The following is a 20,633-nucleotide window of genomic DNA, read 5'->3' on the forward strand; positions in this document are numbered from 1 at the left end:
ATGTCCCTCCTGGGGCGGTGTCCTGCGCAGCCGTACCGGCACGGACAGCCCGACCTTATCCCGCTGCGCCTTCGAAGCATCGCACCGAACGGATCACGCTCCGATGGCCTGATTCCACCGTTCCCGCAGCCGACCCCGGTTCTGGGCCGTCCGTTCACCTTCCCGTCACCGGACTCCGGCGTACTTACCTCCGTCAGCGAAGTTGGCTAGTCAACTCGGACGGTCTCGAACGGACCCGGGTGACTCCGAACGGCACCGGGCACACCAGAACGGCTCCGAACGGCCACTCGCACGATCCCCCGATCAGACAACCCCCGCAGCTCACCCCCTTGCAGTACACCCGATCAGGAGACTGACCCGTGTCCGTGCACCGCGCCCGTTCCGCCGCCTTCGCAGCGGTCTTGACCGCCGCCGCGCTGTCCCTCACCGCCTGCGGCTCCGCCGGCTCCTCCTCCGCGAAGTCCGGCGACGCCGCGGGCGGCAAGAACGCCAAGACCGCCACCTCGGTCGCCGACTTCGGCGGGATGGACGGCCTGATCGCCGCCGCCAAGAAGGAGGGCAAGCTGCACGTCATCACGCTGCCGCGCGACTGGGCGAACTACGGCAAGCTGATGGACGACTTCAAGGCGAAGTACGGCATCGAGATCGAGGACGAGAACCCGGACGGAGCCAGCCAGGACGAGATCAACGCGGTCACCTCCCGCAAGGGCCAGGACCGCGCCCCCGACGTCCTCGACCTCGGCTCCGCCTTCGCCATCAGCGCCGCCAAGCAGGGCCTGCTGGCCCCGTACAAGGTCGTCGACTTCGACAAGATCCCGGACACCATGAAGGACCCGGCCGGCCTGCGCTACAACGACTACGGCGGCTACATGTCGATCGCCTGCGACGCCAAGAAGGTGTCCGCCTGCCCGAAGACCTTCGCCGACCTGCTGAAGCCCGAGTACAAGGGCATGGTCGCCCTGAACGGCAACCCGACCAAGGCCGGCGCCGCGTTCGGCGCCGTCTACGCGGCCGCGCTCGCCAACGGCGGTTCGCTGGACAACATCCAGCCCGGCATCGACTTCTTCGCCAAGGTCAAGCAGGCCGGCAACTTCAACCCGGTCGAGGTCACCCCGGCGACCATCGAGAAGGGCGAGACCCCGATCAGCATCGACTGGTCGTACCTGAACGCCGGCTACGCCGACAAGTTCAAGGACAAGGGCATCGACTGGCAGGTGGCCATCCCCTCGGACGGCTCCTACGCGCAGTACTACAACCAGGCGATCAACAAGGACGCGCCGCACCCGGCCGCCGCCCGCCTGTGGGAGGAGTACCTGTACAGCGCCGAGGGCCAGAACGGCTTCCTGGGCGGCTACGCCACCCCGGCCCTGTTCGACGCCATGAAGACGGCCGGCACCCTGGACAGCACGCTGGCCGCCAAGCTCCCGCCGGTCGAGAAGCCCTTCACCACCTTCCCGACCCAGGAGCAGACGGACGCGGCGAAGAAGACCGTGACCGAGAACTGGGCCAAGGCGATCGCGGGCTGACCTGACGATGACCACGGCTCCCACCCCGGTGCCGGCCCACGCCTCCGCCGCCCAGAGCGGCGGGGGCGCCCCCGGCCCCGCAACCCCCGCCGGCACGGCCGACGCCGCGAAGGCCACCACGGCCACCGCCGCGAACGCCACCGCCCCCACGACCACCACCTCCGGTGCCAAGGCCGCCAAGGCGCCCCGCCCCGGCAAGGCCCGGACCAGCCGCGGCCGCGCCTGGCTGGCCGCCCTCCCCCTGCTGCTGTTCTTCCTGGTCGGCTTCGGCCTGCCCGCCGTCGCGATCGCCATCGGCGCCTTCACCACCTCGTCCGACGCCCCCGACGGCGGCGGCACCTTCACCACCGACAACCTCACCAACTCGCTGCAGGGCGCCTACTGGACCGCCCTGTGGGGCAGCGTCAGGCTCTCGCTGCTGACCGCGCTGATCGCCACCGTGGTCGGCCTGCCGCTGGCCCAGGCCGTGGCGACGTCCCGGTTCCGGATGTTCCGCGAGGCGGTGATGTCCGCCTCCGGCGTGCTCGCCAACTTCGGCGGTGTGCCGCTCGCCTTCATGTTCGTCGCCACCCTCGGCAACGCCGGTGAGGTCACCAAGCGGTTCGGCCTGACCTCCCACGGCTGGAGCCTCTACACCTTCTCCGGCCTCTCGGTGGTCTACCTGTACTTCCTGGTCCCGCTGATGGTCATCACCGTCACCCCGGCCCTGGAGGGCCTGCGCACCCAGTGGCGCGAGGCCGCGTACAACAACGGCGCCACCGTCGTGCAGTACTGGCGGCACGTGGCGCTGCCGGTGCTGGTGCCCTCGCTGCTCGGCGGCTTCGTGCTGCTGTTCGGCGCCTCCTTCGCCGCGTACGCCACCGCCGAGGCCATGGTGGGCAGTTCGGTGCCGCTGATCTCGATGCAGATCGGCGACGCGCTGTCCGGCAACGTCCTGGTCGGCCAGGGCAACCTCGCCCTCGCCCTCGGCCTCGACATGATCGTGGTCGCCTGCCTGGTGATGGCCGTGTACCTGCCCCTTCAGCGCCGGAGTGCCAAGTGGCTCGCCTGATCAACCGCATCCGCCTCGGCCGCGGCCTCGTCCTGCTGCTCTGCGGCGTCTACTTCGCGGTGCCGCTGGCCTCGTCGGTGTACTTCAGCATCGACGACAACAAGGGCGGCACCACCTTCCGCGCCTACACCGACCTGCTGAACGCGCCCGGCTTCACGGACAGCCTGGTGCTGAGCCTGGAGCTGGCCGGCGTCACCGTGGCGGTGCTGCTGCTCCTGCTGGTCCCGGCGATGCTCGCCGCCCGGCTCGGTGCGCCCAGGCTGCGCCCGGTGATCGAGGTGATGTGTTCGATGCCGCTGGTCGTCCCGGTGGTCGCGCTCACCACCGGCATCATCGGCGTGCTGCGCTGGGGCCCGGACTACCTGCAGGACACCCCGCTGTTCCAGACCATCGTGGCCGTCCAGGATCCGAAGTTCCCGATCGTCCTGGTCATCGCCTACGTGCTGATGGCGCTGCCGTTCGCCTACCGCGCGCTGGACGCGGGGCTGCGCGGCGTGGACGTCGCCACCCTGGTCGAGGCCGCCCGCAACTGCGGCGCCGGCTGGCTGCGCGCGGTGTTCACCGTCGTCCTGCCGAACCTGCGCAGCGCGCTGCTGAACGCGGCGGTGCTCACCGTCGCCCTGGTGCTCGGCGAGTTCACCACCGCCTCCATCCTCGGCTTCGCCCCCTTCTCGGTGTGGATCAACTCCAACGGCAAGAGCGACGGCCAGATGTCCGTCGCCGTCTCGATGCTCAGCCTGCTGATCGTCTGGGTCGTCCTGCTGCTGATGTCCGCCGTCGGCCGGGGCCGCAAGGCCGCACGGTCCTGAACCACCCCACGCTTTCCAGGAGTTACCAGCCATGACCACGGTTACCGCCCCCGTCACCGGTGTCGCGCTCGCCCCCGGCAGCGCCACTGTCGAGTTCCGGTCCCTCCGCCGCTCGTTCGGCGCCACCACGGCCCTGGACGGCCTGGACCTGACCGTCCACCCCGGCGAACTCGTCGCCCTGCTCGGCCCGTCCGGCTGCGGCAAGACCACCGCGCTGCGGATCCTGGCCGGCTTCGAGCAGCACGACTCCGGCGAGGTCCTGGTCGACGGCCAGGACATCACCGCGATCCCCGCGCACAAGCGCGACGCGGGCATGGTGTTCCAGTCGTACAGCCTCTTCCCGCACCTGACCGCGCTGGACAACGTCGCCTTCGGGCTGCGGATGCGCGGCGCCGGCAAGGCCGAGCGCCGCAAGCGCGCCCAGGAACTGCTGGAACTGGTCGGCCTGCCGCACCGCGCCGAGCACTACCCGCACCAGATGTCCGGCGGCCAGCAGCAGCGCATCGCGCTCGCCCGCGCGCTCGCCCTGCAGCCGCGCGTGCTGCTGCTCGACGAGCCGCTGTCCGCGCTGGACGCCAAGGTCCGGCTCCAGCTGCGCGAGGAGATCCGCCGGCTCCAGCAGGAGCTGGGGATCACCACCCTGTTCGTCACCCACGACCAGGAGGAGGCGCTGTCGATGGCCGACCGGGTCGCGGTGCTGCGCGCGGGCCGGCTGGAGCAGTGCGCCGCGCCGTCCGAGCTGTACGGCCGGCCGGCCACCGCCTTCGTCGCCGAGTTCGTCGGCACCATGAGCCGCATCCCGTGCACCCGCACGTCGGAGGGCGTCGAGGTGCTCGGCCGCCGGCACGCGGTGGACGGCGAGCTGCCGGCCGACGGCGAGCTGCAGGTGCTGGTCCGCCCGGAGAACGTCACCCTGACGCCGGCCGAGAACGGCCCGGCACTGGTGGTCGCCGCGTCCTTCCTGGGCGCCGTCACCCGGCTCACCGTCCGCCTCGACGACGGCACCGAGGTCAAGGCCGACCTGCCCACCGAGGCCACCGCCGCCCTGCCGGCCGGCGCGCGCGCCGAACTCGTGCTGCCGGAGCGCCCGGTGCTGGTGGACCGCCGCGCCTGACCGCCCTGTCCCGGCTCGGCGTCTGACCGCCCTGCCTGACCGTCCTGTCCAGGCGGCGGCGCCCGATCGGCTCGCCGTCTGAAACCCTCGTGTCTCCACCTGATGAACCACCGAAGGTACCGCCATGCCTGAGACCGCCCTGCCCGCCGCCGTCCTGTTCGACATGGACGGCACCCTGGTCGACACCGAGCAGCTGTGGTGGCAGACCGCCGCCGAGCTCGCCGACGAGCTCCACCACCCGCTCACCGACCGGGACGCCCCCGAGGTGCTCGGCCAGGCCGTCGAGCACACCGCCGCCCACCTGCACAGGGTCAGCGGCACCACCCTCTCCGAGGCCGAACTCGCCGACCGGCTCGGCGAGTCCTTCGCCGGCAAGGTCGCCGCCGAGACGGTGCCGCGCCCCGGCGCCCTCGCCCTGCTGGCCTCGCTGCGGGACGCCCGGGTGCCCACCGCGCTGGTCTCCGCCTCGCCGCGCCGGGTGGTCGACCTGGTCCTCTCCGCCATCGGCCGGGACTGGTTCGCCGTCACCCTCGCCGCCGAGGACACCGCGCGCACCAAGCCCGCGCCGGACCCGTACCTCGCCGCCGCCGAGCGCCTCGGGCTGGACCCGGTCACCTGCGTCGCCGTCGAGGACACCCCGACCGGGGTCGCCTCCGCCACCGCGGCCGGCTGCGCGGTGCTGGCCGTGCCGTCCACCGCGACGCCGATGCCGGACGGCTCCCGGATCACCCTGCTCGCCAGCCTGGAACAGGCCGACCTCGCCCTGCTGGGGAAGCTCGGCGCCGCTCCGGCCGTTTGACGCTGACATGCCTTATCTCCTGCTCTCCCTCGCCATCCTGAGCGAGGTCTGCGCCACCAGTTGCCTCAAGCTCACCGAGGGGTTCACCCGCCTCTGGCCGAGCGTGGGGGTGGCCGTCGGCTACGTGCTGTCCTTCGTCCTGCTGGGGCGCGCGCTCAAGCACATACCGGTCTCGGTCGCCTACGCCGTCTGGTCGGGGGCCGGGACGGCCGCGGTGGCCGGGATCGGCGTGATCGCCTTCGGCGAGTCGCTGGGCCGCCTCCAGTGGCTGGGGATCGCCCTGGTGATCGTCGGGGTGGTCGTCCTGAACCTCAGGAGCGGTCACTGACGTCCTGACGGGCCATCCATCCCGAAGGTGCTGGTCAACTCCCCTTTCGGAGCGGGAAGTCGGGTGGGCCGACTGCCCGCTCCGGCCGGTTCGCTACCGTGACCCCATGACGGATCCCCGCCCCCACCACTACCGCTTCGTCCACCGCGAACTCCCCCGCCAGGTCCTCGAATTCGGCCCGCGGCTGACCGTCCCGGACGGCGGTGGCAGCCTCCTGCCCGTCCTCACCGGCATCTGGGACGACCTCGGCCAGACCCTGCCGCCCGAGGACCGCCTGCCCAGCCACGGCCTCGACTGCCGCCACCTGGAGGCCGACGGCCACCCGCTGCTGCTGGTCGTCCTCCCCACCCCGGTCGGCGCCACCGAGGCCCACTTCGTCGCCGCCGTCCACCCCAAGGGCACCAAGGGCGTCCGCTACCTGACCCTGGAGCACGCGTTCAGCCCGCTCGACGGCAGCCCCGGCACCGTCCTCGGCGAGTGGTCCGCCGAGGGCCACGTCAACCACGGCCAGGGGCCCTCCCCCGTCGCCGAGCTCTTCGTCGCCGCCGTGGCGAAGCTCGTCACCCCGAAGAAGCGCGGCTTCTGGCGCCGCTGACCCCGGGGGCAGCCGCCCGTCCGGCGGCCGCCGCCCGCCCCGTACCGAACCCGTCAGCGTGGCGGAAAGCCGCCGTCAGAACGGATCGCCTGCGTACCGACTGCGGCTATGCTCGGCCGGTCACGCCATCGACACACCGGGGGAGAAGTGGCCGACTTCACGGTCAGCACCGAGTTCCTCGCCAAGCTGGCCAAGGACCTCAAAGGCTGCGGCGACGAGCTCGACCAAGGACTCAAGGCGCTCAAGGAGGCGAGCCGCAGCGGACTGGGCTACGACTTCCTCGACGAGGCCTGCGGGCACTTCCAGAGCAAGTGGGAGTACGGGCTCAAGAAGGTCCGCGAGTGCGTCAAGGTCCTCGACGAGGGGCTGGAGAAGGTCCAGCAGACCTACGACGGCACCGAACAGAGCATCACCAAGGCCCTCACCCCGGCGGGGCAGTCGTGACCGACCCCGCGCCCGACTGGTCCGGCCTCGGCTTCAACCCGGCCCCCGGCGACGCCGCCGCCGTCACCGGCCTCAGCGGGAGCCTGCGCCGGGTCGGCCAGCACCTGACCGACGTCCACACCACGCTCTCGCAGCTCTCCGCCAACCAGGGCCAGTGGACCGGCGAGGCCGCCAAGTCCTTCGCCGGCCAGTTCGGCAAGCTCCCCACCTACCTCCAGGACGCCGCCGACTCGATCACCGCCGCCTACCAGGCCCTCGACGTCTGGTACCAGGCGCTGACCGAACACCAGCCCAAGGCCGCCGAGTTGGCCCGCGCCGCGGTCGCCGCCAAGCGGCAGAAGGAGCAGGCCGACCAGGCGCACACCGCCGCAGCCGCCGCCCCCGACCTCAAACTCGCCGGCCAGACCTTCCCCGACGACGCCGGCCTCGCCGCCGCCGAACAGCGCTACGCCAAGGCGAGGAACCACCTGGACGCGGCCGCCGACCTCGTCCGCAGCGCCGCCGCCGACCTCACCGGCCTCCGGAGCCAGGCCCACGAACTCGCCGAAGGCCACAAGGCGGACGCCCGCAAGACGGCCGACGCCATCCGCAAGGCCGCCGACAGCAAGGCCCCACCGGAGCCCGGCTGGCTCAGCAAGGTCGGCACCTGGCTCAAGAACCACGGCGCGGACCTGCTGACGGTCGCGGCCGGCATCTGCGGCGTCGCGGCGATCTTCTTCCCCGCCTTCGCGTTGCCGGCCATCCTGCTGAGCGCCGCCGCGGCGGGTACGCACGCGACCAAGTACGCCCTTGAGGGCAAGCTGTTGCCGCCGCAGAAGAACATCAGCAACTGGCTGACCCTGGGCGGCGACGTGCTCGGCGCGATCCCCGGGGTGGGCGTCGCCAAGTCCGGCTTCACCGCCGCCCGGGAGGCGAGCGCCGCCGGCGCGGGCGTCCGTGGAGCCGTGAGCGCCGGAACGACCGAGGTCCGGACCGCCGCCCGCGCCGTCGACCCGGCCAACCCGATCTTCACCACCGCGATCGAGAAGCCCGCCATCAAGCTCGGGGTCTCCAAGGCCACCGCGATGAACGTCTCCGACGGCGTCCAGGCCGTCACCACCGTCGGGCTCAACGCCCCGACGGCGTACGCCCTCACTCAGGACAACCCGAGCGACGGCCTCACCAGCGCCGTCAACTACACCACCGGCGGCAACAGCCTCATCGGGTCGGTCGGCGTCGGCACCGGCGGCGGCAAGGCCAACGCCGTCATCGGCACCGTGTCCACCGTCGGCAACCTGCTCGGCATGGGCGGATGGGCGGCCGGCTATGGCCGTTGAGACCACCGAGATTCCGCCACTCTGGCTCACCCTGCCCGCAGGCTTCACCACCCTCGACCTGGACGAGGACCTCGGCGACCGGATGGCCCGCACGGCGGAGAGCCTGGACGCGGCCTTCCCCGGCGCCCGGCCCGAGCAGAAACTCAGCACCGTGATCGCCGCCGAGACCGCCTTGCAGGCCCAACTGCGCGAGGGTGCCGTCCACGTCTCCAGCTGCCTGGTCCGGGCCGAGGACGGCGAGCCCATCCACGGCATGCTCACCGTCTTCGTCCGCCCGCAGGACCTCGGCGCGCCCGGCAGCTACCCCGCCCGGGTCGCCGAACAGCTGGCCGAGGCCTGGCCGGACGCCGACGTCGGCGTGGTGGAACTGCCGACCGGCCGCGCCGCCCTCGCCGCCCGCGACCTGACCGTCCCGGTGCCCGGCGCGGTGTTCGGCGTGCCCGAATCCACCGTCAACACGGTGCGCCAGCTCGAACTGCTGATCCCGCACCCGTGGAGCCCGCACGTGGTCGCCGCCGTCTTCACCACCGAGGACATCGACTACTGGGACGAATGGCTGCCGCTCCTGGCCACCGCGTTCCGCGGCATCGCCTTCCACCCACCCCGGAACGAGAGCGCCGACGCGCTGCCGCCCGACCAGTGGGACAACATCCGAAAGGCCTTCGGATGACGGCCGCCACCGGCCCGGCTCCGCCGAAGGCCGAACCCCGCCGGGGCTCGATCCCGCTGACGATCGCCCTGGCGATCGCCGCGCCGCTGTCGATCGTCGGTCTCACCGCCGCCTACGGCGCCTACGGCTGGCCCGCCGGCCTCGCCGTCCTGGTGCTTGCCACCGCCGTCCTGTCGACAGGCCTCGGCCGACTGGCCGGCGGGACCCGCGGCTGCCTCGCGGCCCTGATCGTCCCGATCGTGCTCCTCGTCGCGGCGTCCGCGACGAGCAACATCCGCGACGACCTGGTCCTGAGCTCCGGGCCCACCGTGACCGCCCGCGTCGTCGACAAGGAGCGCACCGCCGGGACGCGCGACCCTTCCTGGGACTACAGCCTGGCGACCGTCGACGGCGCCCCCGTGCCCGGCGGCCGCCTCAACCAGCGCGACCAGTCCCTGCGGGTCGGCGACCAGGTCACCGTCCGCTTCGACCCCGACGGCACCGCCAGTCCCAAGCGCCCCGAGCAGATCGACCTCGGCACCGACCTCTTCTGGGCCGTGGCCGTCCTGCTCGCCGCCGCCCTCGCCGTGGCCTGCCTCGGCCTCTCCAGCCGCCCGGCCAGCCCGCTGCGGGACCGTCTCGCCGCCCGCTCCCGCACCGGCCGCGAACGGGCCGGCCGCCTCGGCGCCGCCCGTACCGCACTCGCCTGGAGCGCGGTCACCGCGCCCTGGCTGCTGGTCTACCTGCTCGCCCGCCAGTACGTCGGCAGTCCGCTGACCACCGGACTGTTCGCGCTGTACGTGCTCGCCGTCACGGCCTGCTCCTGCTGGCTCGTCACCGACAAGAACTCCGTCAAACCCGGCGTCACCGTCCTCGCCACCGGCTCCGCCTGGTTCGTCCTCACCCTCTTCCTCTGATGAGTGACCCAGATCACGCCAGCTCGCTGAAACGTCGCCGTCCCATCCCATCGTCCTACCCTTCGCACTTTCTGACGCACTGACGGTCACACACGGGGGATGACACCATGGCAGATGACGGAGCGAAAGCCGGCGGCCCGGAATTCAAGATCCGGCCCGGGGACCTGAAGGCGGCCGCGCCGACCTTCGAGGCTCAGAGCAAGGCGCTCAAGGACGCGCTCGACACGCTCAAGCACAGCCTCGCCGACGCCGGCAGCCCGTGGGGCGACGACAAGCAGGGCAAGGAGTTCGCCCAGGCCTACAACGGCCCGCACGACCACGTGCTCTCCGCACTCGACACCCTGGTCAAGGGGCTCACCAGCATCCACGACGGGCTGAACGCCCACGCCGACAACCACACCGACGCCGACAACCACGTCCGGAAGAACCTGACGCCGTGATCGGCCGCCCTTCACGGAGGGAGTCGGCGCATGGGTGAGTCCACGGCGGAGAAGATCGTCCGCAAGGTCACCGGCATGTGGTGGCCCGACGCCGACCCCGGCAAGCTCCGCAAGGTCGCCGACGCCTGGGACGCGATGGCCACCGCCATCGACAACGTGACCGCGCCCACCAACCAGGCCGCCGCCGCCATCGTCGCCAACAACCACGGCCCCGCCATCGACGCCTTCGGCACGTTCTGGGGCAACTACTACGGCGGCAAGGACGGCGCGGGCCAGGGCAAGGGCTGGCTGCCCGACGCCGCCGCCGTCTGCCGGGCCCTCGCCAAAGCCCTGCGTGCCTTCGCCGACGAGGTCGACAAGGCGCTCAAGAAGCTGAAGGAGGAGGCCGCGATCGTCGGCGCCACCCTGGTCGCCGGCACCGCCCTCGCCTTCTTCACCGCCGGCATCTCCGAAGCTGCCGCCGGCACCGCCGCCGCGGGCATCATCGCCACCGCCGCCGGCCTCGGCGTCGCCGTCTCCGAAACCATCGCCACCATCGCCGCCACCGTGCTGGTCGGCGCCGCCTTCGGCGCCGTCGAGGCCATCACCGTGGACATCGCCGTCGCCCAGCCGGTCCGGATGTCCTTCGGCGACGGCGGGTTCAGCCTCACCGAGGCCGTCGACTCCGCCGAGACCGGCGGCATCATGGGCGGCGCCGGCTCCGCCCTCGGTGCCGGCGGCCGGGTCGTCTCCACCGCCGCCGAGGTCTCCGACAGCACCTCCGTCGCCCTCGCCGCCGCCGGCAAACTCGCCGGCGCCGCCGACACCCTCCCCGGCCGCATGGTCACCGGCGCGGGCCTCACCTACGGCTACGACGCCGCCTTCCAGACCGGCCCGGTCATGCCCCTCGACCTCGTCCTCGGCGCCGTCGGCGGCGCAACCGGCCCGAGCGGCAAGGGCGTCGACACCGCCAAGCGGATCGCCGACCTCGGCGGCGAGGGCCACGCCCCGGGCCGCCACGTCAAACCCGACGACACCGCCCTGCAGACCCGCCTGGGAACCACGATGACCAACCCGGACGGCTCGCCGAAGATCTACACCCAAGCCTCGAACAACGCCGGCCACGTCAAGTCGAAGGACCACATCGACCCGCTAACCGGCACGACGGTGGACGGCGAAAATGGCGGCGTACACAAGTGCGGGCCGTACGCGACACGGTACGACGATCCCGCAGACCTGGTCACGGTCGACAAATACATGCGCAAATACATCAGGGAGAACGGGCGCCCGCTCAACAGTCCGGTCCCCATCGAAGATATCCTCGGCCCCGAGGGGCACAAGCGCTTCACCGGCTTCTACAAGGATCCACAAGATCCGATCCGCTACTTGCCGGTCGACTTCGAAGGCGGCAATATCGCCACCTTCTACGAACCTGATGCACATGGAAAGTGGCATCTCGTCACTTCCTATGCGAATCCCGCACAGGGAAAGCACCCGTAAGGACATCATGGAACCAGAACTCGCCGGATTCATGCAGCAGTATCTGAACGTCGAGATGGCTCACTCCTACCTGGAGCGCATCAAGAGGACCATCAACATGTCGAACCCCGTATGGGGCGAGGACCTGCAGAAATGGTTCAAGCAACTCTTCGAGGAGCGGGACCTCACCCGGGGCGAGTACTGCGAACTCACTTGGGTCGAGTTCGAGACAGACGAGGAAATGTATGCGTATCTGGAGAAGGTTCACGCGTACCTCCTCCTCGGCTCCGAGGAAGTTCCGATCCCACCCGATTGAGGCTTCAGCCCTTTGTGGGCGGATCCGGCCACGCCCGAACCGCCCACGCTCCGAACTAGCCGAACTCCCCGCCATCCGGCGTCGCAGCCGATGACCGGGACCCCGCCCGGAGGCCGTCAGGATCCGGGCGTAGCCTTCCACCCCGTCGTAGGGAGATCGGGGGAGGCCATGGCCGGGGAGAGAAGCCGCCGCGGAACCATCGCGCTGACGGGCGCGCTGGTGGCGGCGGTGCCGGTGGGGACGTTCGGGCTGGTGCTGCTGAGCACGTACGTCAGCGGGGGCCTGGCGTGGCTGCTCGGGCTGGTTGTCGGGGTCGCCTGGATCGTGGGCGCCGTCCGGCTGGTCGGGGTGGTGGGCTGTTGGGTGGCGATCCTGTCCGTCGCGCTGTGGGGCGGCGCGCTGGGAGAGGTGATCGCGGCCCGGGACGCGGTGGTCCTGAACGCCACCGGGGTCACCACCTCCGCCCGGATCACGGCGGCACACGACCACCCCGAGAGCAAGCACCCGGACTCGACGTACGACCTCGCCGACGAGTGGGGCATGCCGATCCCGAACGGCACGGTGTACGGGGGCCTCCGCTCGCACGCGGTCGGCGACCGGCTCACCGTCCGCTACGACCCCAGGGGCGTCGCGGCCGCGCGCACCCCTGACGACATCGACCTCTCGAAGGACCTGGCCATCGCCGGCGGCCTGGACGCCGTCCTGATGGCGGCCGTCGGCGGTCTGGGCGTGGCCGTGGTCCGCAACGGTCGCCCACGTCGGGTCCCGTTCCGCCGGGCGGGCGGAGTCCGGGACACCCCCCGCGACTCCGCCCGCCCGTAGCGCGCTGGACCAACCGCCTCTAACCGAGCAGCGACGGCAGTTCCGCCACCGAACCGAGCACGTGGGTCGCCCCGTCGGCACGCAGGCGGGCCTCGTCGTGGGCGCCGGTGAGGACGCCGGCGACGACCGACGCGCCCGCCCGCACACCGGTCAGCATGTCGTAGCCGGTGTCCCCGGCGACCGCGATCTGCCGCACCGAGTCAACCCGGGTGCGCAGCAGCGCGGTGAGCGCGAGGTCCGGGTACGGGCGGCCGCGGCCGGCCTCGGCGGGGCAGAGGGTGAGGTCGGCGATGGACTGCCAGCCGAGCGCGGTGAGGATGCGGTCCTGGGTGGCCCGGGAGAAGCCGGTGGTGAGGACGACCTTCCGGCCCTGGCCGCGGAGTTCGGCGATGGCCTCGGCGGCGCCGGGCAGGGCGGCGCAGTGGCCGGCGTCGACGAGGTCGTGGTAGGCGGCCTCGAAGGCGGTGTTGGCCCGCTGGGCCTTCTCCTCCTCGCCGAACAGGTGCCGGAAGACGGAGATCTTGGACTCGCCCATGGTGGCGCGCACGTGCGCCACCATGGGCTCGTAGGCGGGGCTGCCGGCCTCGACGCCGAGCGTGGCGGCGGCGGCGCCGAAGGCCTGCTCGACGAGACCGTCGTCGGCCACGGTGGTGCCGGCCATGTCGAGGACGACCAGGCGGATATCAAGAGACATGTCAATTACCCTTACAGATTTGCGAGTTCGGCGGTGGTCTCGGCGATGGCCGGGGAGCAGGTCATCCCGCGGCCGCCGGGGCCGGTGACCAGCCAGACGCCGTCGCGGACGCGTTCGCGGTGGACGACCCGGGTGGTGTCGACGCACTGGGCGTACACCCCGGCCCAGCGGCGGCGCACGCGCGGCAGCGGGCGGCCGAGCAGTTCCTCGGCGACGCCGACCAGGTGGTCGTACGGGTCCTCGACGACGTCGAAGCCGAACGGCTGGTCGTACTCGTGGGTGTCGCCGATGGTGAGGCCGCCGTCCCGGCGCTGGACCATGAGCAGTTGCATCTTGTGCTCGGCGGCGACGTCCGGCTGCGGCTGGGTCTCGCGCAGGCGGTCCAGGGCGCTGCCCGCGAAGGCGGGGTAGTAGCGGAAGCTGTCGCCGTCGGCGACGGAGGTGGTGAGGGTCTCACCGAGCGGGTCGGTCTGCATCATCTGCAGCCGGACCCGGCGGACGGGCAGGGCGGGGGCGAGTTCGCGGACGAGGCCGCCGAGCCAGGCGCCGGTGCAGAGGACGACCAGGTCGCCGGTGTGGACGTCGCCGTGGTCGTCGCGGACGGCGTTCTCGCCGATCACGTCGCGGACCTCGCGGCCGGGCAGGAAGGTGTAGCGGCCGGTGGCCTGCAGGGCGGCGCGCAGCGCGGGCTGGGCGGTGCGGGGTTCGACGGCGGCGTCGCGGTCGCACGACAGGGCGCCGAGCAGCTTGCCGCGCAGGGCCGGGTTGGCGGCCCTGGCCTGGTCGGCGTCGAGCAGCCGGTAGCCGCGGGCGGCGGCGTCCGGCAGCGTGAGCGCCTGTTCGGCGACGGCGAGTTCGGCCTCGGTGCGGATCGCGGTGAGCGACCCGTTGGCGCGGAAGCCGAGGTCGGGGACGCGTGCGCCGATGCCCTCCCACAGGTCGCGGGCGCGCAGCGCGGTGTCCAGTTCCTCGCCCTGTGCGCGGCCGCTGACCCAGACCAGGCCGAAGTTGCGCACCGAGGCGCCGCGCGCCTCGGTCTCGCGCTCCAGGTGGACGACCTCGTGGCCGCGTTCGACGGCCTGCCAGGCGTGCATGGTGCCGAGCACGCCTGCTCCTACGACGATGACTCTCATGCGGCCAGGCTGATGCGGCCAGGTGTCCGAGGGGCGTCCGGGTGACGTCCCCCAGGTGAATCACCCGAAAAGTTGTACAGACAACATGGCCGGACAACCCGGCCAGACAATCCAGCCAGCCAGCCCGGCGGGGCAACCCGATCAGAGACCCCACCACCGGGCCGTCACCGCAGCACCCGCGCCCGCAGGTAGTTGCGCCGCCCGAAGTTCGGCTCGTCCACCGCCGTCAGCTCCTCCACCTGGAACCGGTACAGCGCCGCCGCCCCGCCCCCGGTGAGGAACTGCCGCCGGACCTCCTCGTCCTGCGCGAAGGACGGGTACCGCCCCTGGTAGGCAGCGAGCGCCGCCTCGGCCTGCCGCCCCCAGGCCTCGCTCGCGCCGCCGGTCAGCTGCAGGCCGCGCAGCTGCTCGCCGAAGACCGGCGGCGGCAGGAAGACGGCGGCGGCGGCCCGGGCCTCCTCGGCGAGGTGGTGGCTGTGCCGGGTGGAGCGCTCGCTGACGAAGTAGAGGACGAGGTCGTCGTCGTACGCGAAGAAGGCCAGGTTGGCGTGCGGGCCGTGCTCGTGGCCGGCGGTGGCGAGGGTGAGCACCATGGCCTCCGAGAGCAGGCCCTCGACGCCCTTGTGCGGCGACTCGCCCGGCCAGTCCCCCTGCGTGATGTCGAGTCGGTACGGCATTGGCACTCCCTCCGCTGGCACGCCCGGCGCTCCCGCGCCCCGGCACGACTGAGCCGGGCGGGTTCCCCGCGAAGGGGCCCCACGCCCGGCTCACATGCTCTACCCGCCACCCCGGCCAGACAAGGGTCGGACGGGCTACGGGCAGGCTACGGAATCAGTGCCGTCGGGTCTCGTACGAGGCGTGGCCGCGGGCGACGACCGGCAGCGTCCCCGGGCCGAGCAGCGGGCGCAGCGCGCCCGCCCGCATCCGGTCCACCAGCGGTCCGCAGCGCCCGACGAGCGGCGCCAGCACCAGCGCGACCAGGAGGCCGACCAGCGCGCCGACGGCCACGTCGTGCGGGTAGTGCACGCCGACCCAGACCCGGGAGGCGCCCATCAGCACCGCGAAGATCCCGGCGATCCAGCCGAGCCGCCGGTCGGCGAACCAGAGCGCGGTGGCGGCGGCGAAGGCGATCACGGTGTGGTTGCTGGGGAAGGACCAGTCGCCGGCACCCGGGCAGGTCTCCAGCGAGACGCTGCCGGGGATCTGGGCGCACGGCCGGACCTCCTCGACCATGCCCTTGAGGACCGAGTTGACGCCGTACGCGACGACCACGATCACCGGAGAGGCGAGCACCCGGGCCATCACCACCGAGTCGGCGCCGCGCGCCCGCCACCAGGCGTAGAGCATGAAGACCGCGAACAGGCCGAGGCCGATCGCCGACCAGACCTTGATCAGCTCGTCCAGCCAGTGCGGGGCGTCTTGAGCCCACCCGTTCACCCGGGTGTAGAGACTGCCGTCGATGCCGCTGCCGTCGTACACGGCCAGAGCCCGAGAGGACATCACGCGTCACCTCCGTGACGGCGCGCCTTACGGGCGCGGAACAGTTCGAGAACAATGGGGAGCACGGAGATAACTACTACCAGACCGATGATCGGGAGCAGATATTTGTCGATGCTCGGGATCGACGATCCGAGCCCGTACCCGGCGAGCACCACGCCGACGGTCCAGATCGCACCGCCGGTCACCTGCCAGAAGGTGAACGAGCGGGCCGGCACTTCGAGCACGCCGCAGAGCGGGTTCAGCACCGTTCGGACCACCGGGATGAACCGGGCGAGCACGATCGCCTTGCCGTGGCCGTACTTGCCGAGCAGCTCCTCGGCCCGCTCGACGCCCTCCAGCAGGCTCTTGCGCTTGGTGCGGCGCAGCAGCGCGCGGCCGCCGCGCTTGCCGATCAGGTAGCCGACCTGGGCACCGGCCAGCGCGCCGACCAGGGCGGCGGGCAGCACCTGGTAGAGCTCCAGCTGCGGGCCCTTGGTGACGCCGGGCACGCAGAGCAGGCCGGCGGTGAACAGCAGCGAGTCGCCGGGCAGGAAGAAGCCCACCAGCAGGCCGGTCTCGGCGAAGAGCACGACGGCGATGCCGAGCGCGCCGAAGGCGGCGAGCAACGAGGACGCGTCCAGCGGGTTCACCGCGAGGTGAGCGGCCGGATCGGCGAGGAACTGAAGCAAGGCTGGCGGACCTCCCGTACGTTGGAGGGCGGATCGCAGCGAAACCCACCCTGACCGTCTACAGTGACGTAGACGGTCTACATGACTGTAGACGAAACCTGGAGGAAGCGCCGCCATGTCCGACGTACCGTCCGCCCGCCGGCCCGCCGGGGAGCTGGAGGCCGAGGTGCTGGCCGCGCTCTGGTCGGCCCGGCAGCCGATGACCCCGCAGGACGTCCAGACGGCGCTCGGCGGGGACCTCGCCCGCACCACCATCGCCACGATCCTCGCCCGGCTGCACGACAAGGGCACCGTGGAACGCACCCGGGCCGGCCGCGCCTACGCCTACACTCCGACCGTCCAGGACACCGCGGGCCTCGCCGCCCGCCGGATGCACACCGAGCTCGGCCGCGAGGCCGACCGCTCCACCGTGCTCGCCCGCTTCGTCTCCGACCTCTCCGCCGAGGACGAGCAGCTGCTGCGCGACCTGCTCGGCGACGGCACCCCGGGGCTCGGCGACGGCGCCGGTGCCCCCGGCCTCGGCGACGGCATTCCCGGCTTCGGCCACGGCGCCCCCGGCCTCGGCGGCGGAACCCCCGGGGCGGCCGGATCGTGATGCTCGCCGTCTGGGCCCCGCTGCTGCTGCCGTTCCTGGCCGCCCCGCTGGCCCGCCGCCTCGCCGACGCCCTGCCGCCCCGGGCCGCCGCCTGGATGCTCGCCGGGACGGCCGCCGTCCTGGCCGTCGGCACCCTCTGCTCGCTCGGCCTGCTCGCCACCGCCGGGCTGCTCCAGCTGCCACCGGTCGCCGCCATCGGCCACCTGTCGCTGCCCTGGCTCACCGCCGCCGCACCCAGCGCGCCGCCGGCGGCCGCCGCGGCCGGCCTGGTGCTCGCCGCGCTGACCGCCCAGGCCGTCCGCACCGCCCGCCGCCACCGGCTGGAGCTGAGAGCGGCCCGGGCCGCTCTCCCGGCCTGCCCGGCGGCGGCCGACGACCGGCATCCGGACACGCGCCCCCGGCACGCCACCATGCGCCGGGCGCGCACCCCGCAGGCCGTCCTGGCCTGCGCCCACGCCCTGCTCCAGCCGGGCGAGCACCCGCTCGCCGTCCTCGACGACGAGCGCGCCGACGCCTTCGCCCTGCCCGGGCGGCTGCGCCGACCCGGCCGACCCGGCGAACCCGGCCGGATCGTGGTCACCTCCGGCATGCTGCGCGCCCTCACCGGGCCCGAGCGGGCCGCCCTGATCGCCCACGAACGCGCCCACCTGACCGCCCGCCACCACGTCTTCCTCGCCCTCGCCGAGCACGCCGCCGACCTCCACCCGGCGCTGCGTCCGCTGCGCGCGCCCCTCGGGTACCACCTGGAGCGCTGGGCCGACGAGGTGGCGGCCGCCCGGGTCGGCGACCGCGCGGTGACCGCCCGCGCGGTCGGCCGGGCCGCCCTGGCCGCCAGCCGCTCCCCCTGGCCGGCCCGGCCCCGGCTGGTCCCCGCCGCCCACTCCGGGCCGGTCCCGCGCCGGGTCGCCGCCCTGCTCCAGCCCCGCCCGGCCACCACCGGCGCCCGGCTGCGCCCGGCCGCGATCGCGCTGGCCGCCTGCCTGGCCCTGAGCACCGCCGCCACCCTGGAGGCCACCGCCGACCTGCACCACACCGTCGAGGCGGCCCAGCGCGGCACCGGCGCGGAACGCTGACCCCGGCACCCACGACTCCGGCGACGCCAGGGCCCGTCCGACCGATCCCGCCGGTCGGTCCTAGCCGTCACACCTCGACATGTCCACGGTCATACCGTCCGGTATGCCGAGTTGGCAGACCCCATCCCCAGATACCCACCGCCCCCGTACTCTTTCGTCAGCGCGTCGACCCCGGCGCGTCCTCGAACGGCGGCGAGGAGCAACGCGAGTGCGGCAGACCGGACGGCAGTCCCGACGACCAGAACGCCGTACCCCGCCGACCGCGGCCGAGCTGGCCAGAGTCCACGAGCGCACCCTCGCCGAAGCCGCCGCCCGCGAACTCGCCCAGCCCCCGTTCCCCGACCCCGCCGCCCCCGGCCGGCTCGAACCCCGCCCCGAGATCGGCGACTCCTGGGCCCGGCTGCGCCGCCTCGGGCTCGACCCCGACGCCGGCGCCGCCGCCGTCCACCTCGGCCCCGCCGAGATCGAGCAGCGCCGCCGCGCCAGCGGCCTGGACGCGGTCATGCCGGTGCTGCGCGACACCCTGCTGGAGCCGGTCGGCCAGACCCCGCTGATCCTCGCCATCGCCGACGCCGAGGGCCACGTGCTGTGGCAGGAGGGCGAGCGCGGCCTGCGCCGCAGCGCCGACCGGATCGGCTTCCTCACCGGCGCCCGCTGGATCGAGGAGAGCGTCGGCACCAACGGCATCGCCGTCGCGCTGCGCGCCCAGCGCCCGATGCACGTCCACTCCGCCGAGCACTACCTGCGCAGCCACCACTCCTGGACCTGCGTGGCCGCTCCCGTGCACGACCCGGGCACCGGACGGCTGGTCGGCGCGATCAACCTCAGCGGCCCCGCCCGCAGCATCCGCCCGTACCTGCTCCAGCTGACCGCCACCGCCGCCCGGCTCGCCGAGACCGAGCTGCGCGCGCACCGGCTGGAGGCGTTGAACCAGCTGCGCACCCTGGCCGCCCCGATGCTCGCCCGGGTGGCCGGCCCGGCCCTGGTGGTGGACGCCGCCGGGTGGACCGCCGCCGCGGCCGGCCTGCCGCCGCTCGGCCGGCTGCGGGTGCCGGTCGACGGTTGGGGCGCCGCCGCCGTGCACTGGGTGCCCGGCCTCGGCGAGTGCGCCCTGGAACCGCTCGCGGACGGCTGGCTGGTCCGGCCGGTCCGGCCGCCCGAGACGGACGGCTCCGGCACGGTGACCGCCGAGCAGGCCGAGGGCGCCCGGCTCCGGCTCGACCTGCGCCGCCACGACCGGCCGGAACTGACCGTGCAGGGCGCGGCCGGCAGCTGGTCGCACCCGCTCAGCCCGCGCCACGCCGAACTGCTGCTCCTGCTCGCCACCGGCCGCGAGGGCAGCACCGCCGCGCAGCTCGCGGAGGCGCTGTTCGGCGACCCGGGCCGGACGGTGACGGTGCGCGCCGAGCTGTCCCGGCTGCGCCGCTACCTGGGCGGCCTACTGGCCCACCGGCCGTACCGCTTCGCCGAGTCGGTGCTGGTCACGGTGGACGGACCGGAGGACCCGTACGACCTGCTGCCCGCCTCCTCGGCCCCGGCCGTCCGGCGGCTGCGGGCCGGGCTGGCCGCGGGGACGGTCCGGCTGCCCGGCACGGCGTCCGTCCCGCAGCCGCGCGCGCCCGGGGACGCCCCGACCGCGCCTCAGCCGCCCGCGAGCAGCGCGGCCAGCTGGTCGTCGGTCGGGCCGCAGGCACGCTCCGCCTCGCCGGAGACCAGCGCGTAGGTACGGTCCAGCCAGGCCTGCACCCGGGGCTTGGAGGCCTCCAGCAGGGCGCTGCCGTGCGGCGATTCGAGCGCCAGGTGCAACGTCGAGCCGTGGCACGGGCAGTACGCCGGCCACAGTTTGACGTCGCCCTGACCGCTCAGCGTGTGCAGGCCGTCGCGCAGCAGCTCGCGCGAGAACACCCAGTCGGCCTCGTCCGGGCGTCCCAGGTGGAAGGTCAGCAGCACCTCGTACGGGCGGGCGGCGTCGAACCGGAACCGGGTACGCACCTCGCCGACCACCTCCTCACCCAGCGAGATCCGCAGGGTCAGCACCTCCTCCACCGCCGCCGGAGCGGCGGTGGAGCCGTCCCCATCGCCGCCCGTGGGGGTGGCGGCGAGGGGTGGACTGGAGGCTGCGGACAGCGGGTCGGGCGGCATGACGGTCTCTCCGGGACGGCGTGGGATGACCTCAGCCTGGTCCACCGCGGGCCGGGCGGGCAAGGGTTGCAAGGAGGTTGCAATATCCTCCGTTCGGGCGAAGAGACCCTTACCGGCCTTGTCAGACTGACCGTCAACTTCCGCATGTCGAACGGGTGTCCACGTAATGGATGGAAACCGTCCGGGATGCGATCACCCGCTGGTACGCTCTCCCCCTCCCGGCGTGGGCCCCACCCGGACCCCG

The 20,633-nt window shown here is 73.1% G+C and carries 24 protein-coding genes; 18 read left to right on the forward strand and 6 right to left on the reverse strand.

The genetic code is table 11. From position 1 onward, the window contains the following. Positions 1-359 precede the first annotated feature (359 nt). The 15 genes from ACIO5E_RS20730 (at position 360) to ACIO5E_RS20800 (ending at position 12,584) form a co-directional block, all read left to right on the forward strand. Positions 360-1,526, forward strand: a complete 1,167-nt coding sequence (locus tag ACIO5E_RS20730) for an ABC transporter substrate-binding protein (protein WP_400669792.1) — start codon at positions 360-362, stop codon at positions 1,524-1,526. Between the two features lie 7 nt (positions 1,527-1,533). Further along, positions 1,534-2,577: an ABC transporter permease gene (locus tag ACIO5E_RS20735; RefSeq protein ID WP_400669794.1), complete on the forward strand. Its 1,044-nt coding sequence runs from the start codon at positions 1,534-1,536 to the stop codon at positions 2,575-2,577. Further along, the gene (locus ACIO5E_RS20740; protein ID WP_400670333.1) at positions 2,577-3,386 is read left to right on the forward strand and encodes an ABC transporter permease; all 810 of its coding nucleotides are present in this window, start codon (positions 2,577-2,579) and stop codon (positions 3,384-3,386) included. The genes ACIO5E_RS20735 and ACIO5E_RS20740 overlap by 1 nt, the downstream gene beginning before the upstream one ends. A gap of 31 nt (positions 3,387-3,417) precedes the next feature. Further along, positions 3,418-4,500, forward strand: coding sequence for an ABC transporter ATP-binding protein (locus ACIO5E_RS20745; protein WP_280678129.1), 1,083 nt, complete (start codon positions 3,418-3,420; stop codon positions 4,498-4,500). A gap of 124 nt (positions 4,501-4,624) precedes the next feature. Further along, positions 4,625-5,299, forward strand: a complete 675-nt coding sequence (locus ACIO5E_RS20750; RefSeq protein WP_400669796.1) for an HAD family hydrolase — start codon at positions 4,625-4,627, stop codon at positions 5,297-5,299. A gap of 7 nt (positions 5,300-5,306) precedes the next feature. Continuing rightward, positions 5,307-5,627: a DMT family transporter gene (locus ACIO5E_RS20755; protein ID WP_400669799.1), complete on the forward strand. Its 321-nt coding sequence runs from the start codon at positions 5,307-5,309 to the stop codon at positions 5,625-5,627. 106 nt (positions 5,628-5,733) lie between these two features. Beyond that, a complete protein-coding gene (locus ACIO5E_RS20760; protein WP_400669800.1) occupies positions 5,734-6,222 on the forward strand; it encodes a hypothetical protein in 489 nt (162 codons plus the stop codon). 147 nt (positions 6,223-6,369) lie between these two features. Next, on the forward strand, positions 6,370-6,666 hold the full coding sequence (locus tag ACIO5E_RS20765; RefSeq protein WP_280678122.1) for a hypothetical protein: 297 nt from the start codon (positions 6,370-6,372) through the stop codon (positions 6,664-6,666). After that, positions 6,663-7,982 (forward strand): putative T7SS-secreted protein, encoded by a 1,320-nt coding sequence (locus ACIO5E_RS20770; RefSeq protein ID WP_400669803.1) that lies wholly within the window; start codon positions 6,663-6,665, stop codon positions 7,980-7,982. Before ACIO5E_RS20765 ends, ACIO5E_RS20770 begins: the two co-directional genes overlap by 4 nt. After that, positions 7,972-8,652, forward strand: a complete 681-nt coding sequence (locus ACIO5E_RS20775; protein ID WP_400669806.1) for a hypothetical protein — start codon at positions 7,972-7,974, stop codon at positions 8,650-8,652. The genes ACIO5E_RS20770 and ACIO5E_RS20775 overlap by 11 nt, the downstream gene beginning before the upstream one ends. Then, complete coding sequence (locus ACIO5E_RS20780) at positions 8,649-9,548, forward strand: DUF3592 domain-containing protein (RefSeq protein ID WP_400669809.1); 900 nt, start codon at positions 8,649-8,651, stop codon at positions 9,546-9,548. The genes ACIO5E_RS20775 and ACIO5E_RS20780 overlap by 4 nt, the downstream gene beginning before the upstream one ends. A 107-nt stretch (positions 9,549-9,655) precedes the next feature. Further along, the gene (locus ACIO5E_RS20785) at positions 9,656-9,988 is read left to right on the forward strand and encodes a WXG100 family type VII secretion target (protein ID WP_400669811.1); all 333 of its coding nucleotides are present in this window, start codon (positions 9,656-9,658) and stop codon (positions 9,986-9,988) included. A gap of 30 nt (positions 9,989-10,018) precedes the next feature. Further along, a complete protein-coding gene (locus ACIO5E_RS20790; protein ID WP_400669812.1) occupies positions 10,019-11,467 on the forward strand; it encodes a hypothetical protein in 1,449 nt (482 codons plus the stop codon). Between the two features lie 7 nt (positions 11,468-11,474). Beyond that, positions 11,475-11,762 (forward strand): hypothetical protein, encoded by a 288-nt coding sequence (locus tag ACIO5E_RS20795; RefSeq protein ID WP_280678107.1) that lies wholly within the window; start codon positions 11,475-11,477, stop codon positions 11,760-11,762. Between the two features lie 168 nt (positions 11,763-11,930). After that, positions 11,931-12,584, forward strand: a complete 654-nt coding sequence (locus ACIO5E_RS20800; RefSeq protein ID WP_400669815.1) for a hypothetical protein — start codon at positions 11,931-11,933, stop codon at positions 12,582-12,584. A gap of 19 nt (positions 12,585-12,603) precedes the next feature. Here the strand turns inward: ACIO5E_RS20800 and ACIO5E_RS20805 are convergent, their stop codons facing one another. The 5 genes from ACIO5E_RS20805 to ACIO5E_RS20825 all read right to left on the reverse strand — a co-directional run bounded on the left by ACIO5E_RS20805 (position 12,604) and on the right by ACIO5E_RS20825 (position 16,579). After that, positions 12,604-13,278 carry a phosphonatase-like hydrolase gene (locus tag ACIO5E_RS20805; protein WP_400669818.1) on the reverse strand — a complete coding sequence of 225 codons (675 nt, stop codon included), beginning with the start codon at positions 13,276-13,278 and terminating at the stop codon, positions 12,604-12,606. 11 nt (positions 13,279-13,289) lie between these two features. Next, positions 13,290-14,411, reverse strand: a complete 1,122-nt coding sequence (locus tag ACIO5E_RS20810) for a TIGR03364 family FAD-dependent oxidoreductase (protein ID WP_400669821.1) — start codon at positions 14,409-14,411, stop codon at positions 13,290-13,292. Between the two features lie 164 nt (positions 14,412-14,575). Then, a complete protein-coding gene (locus ACIO5E_RS20815) occupies positions 14,576-15,088 on the reverse strand; it encodes a pyridoxamine 5'-phosphate oxidase family protein (protein ID WP_400669823.1) in 513 nt (170 codons plus the stop codon). A 154-nt stretch (positions 15,089-15,242) separates the two neighbouring features. Beyond that, positions 15,243-15,911, reverse strand: a complete 669-nt coding sequence (locus ACIO5E_RS20820; protein ID WP_400669825.1) for a phosphatase PAP2 family protein — start codon at positions 15,909-15,911, stop codon at positions 15,243-15,245. After that, a complete protein-coding gene (locus ACIO5E_RS20825) occupies positions 15,911-16,579 on the reverse strand; it encodes a DedA family protein (RefSeq protein WP_400669827.1) in 669 nt (222 codons plus the stop codon). Before ACIO5E_RS20825 ends, ACIO5E_RS20820 begins: the two co-directional genes overlap by 1 nt. Before the next feature lie 115 nt (positions 16,580-16,694). On the opposite strand from ACIO5E_RS20825, the gene ACIO5E_RS20830 reads away from it, so the two are divergent. The 3 genes from ACIO5E_RS20830 to ACIO5E_RS20840 all read left to right on the forward strand — a co-directional run bounded on the left by ACIO5E_RS20830 (position 16,695) and on the right by ACIO5E_RS20840 (position 19,970). Beyond that, positions 16,695-17,174 carry a BlaI/MecI/CopY family transcriptional regulator gene (locus tag ACIO5E_RS20830; protein ID WP_400669830.1) on the forward strand — a complete coding sequence of 160 codons (480 nt, stop codon included), beginning with the start codon at positions 16,695-16,697 and terminating at the stop codon, positions 17,172-17,174. After that, positions 17,174-18,247 (forward strand): M56 family metallopeptidase, encoded by a 1,074-nt coding sequence (locus ACIO5E_RS20835; RefSeq protein WP_400670336.1) that lies wholly within the window; start codon positions 17,174-17,176, stop codon positions 18,245-18,247. The genes ACIO5E_RS20830 and ACIO5E_RS20835 overlap by 1 nt, the downstream gene beginning before the upstream one ends. 208 nt (positions 18,248-18,455) lie before the next feature. Next, positions 18,456-19,970 (forward strand): GAF domain-containing protein, encoded by a 1,515-nt coding sequence (locus tag ACIO5E_RS20840; RefSeq protein ID WP_400669832.1) that lies wholly within the window; start codon positions 18,456-18,458, stop codon positions 19,968-19,970. Here the strand turns inward: ACIO5E_RS20840 and ACIO5E_RS20845 are convergent. Continuing rightward, positions 19,889-20,389, reverse strand: coding sequence for an SsgA family sporulation/cell division regulator (locus tag ACIO5E_RS20845; RefSeq protein WP_400669834.1), 501 nt, complete (start codon positions 20,387-20,389; stop codon positions 19,889-19,891). The genes ACIO5E_RS20840 and ACIO5E_RS20845 overlap by 82 nt on opposite strands. Positions 20,390-20,633 lie beyond the last annotated feature (244 nt).

The organism is Kitasatospora sp. NPDC087314 (assembly GCF_044744365.1).
Classification (GTDB): Bacteria; Actinomycetota; Actinomycetes; order Streptomycetales; family Streptomycetaceae; genus Kitasatospora.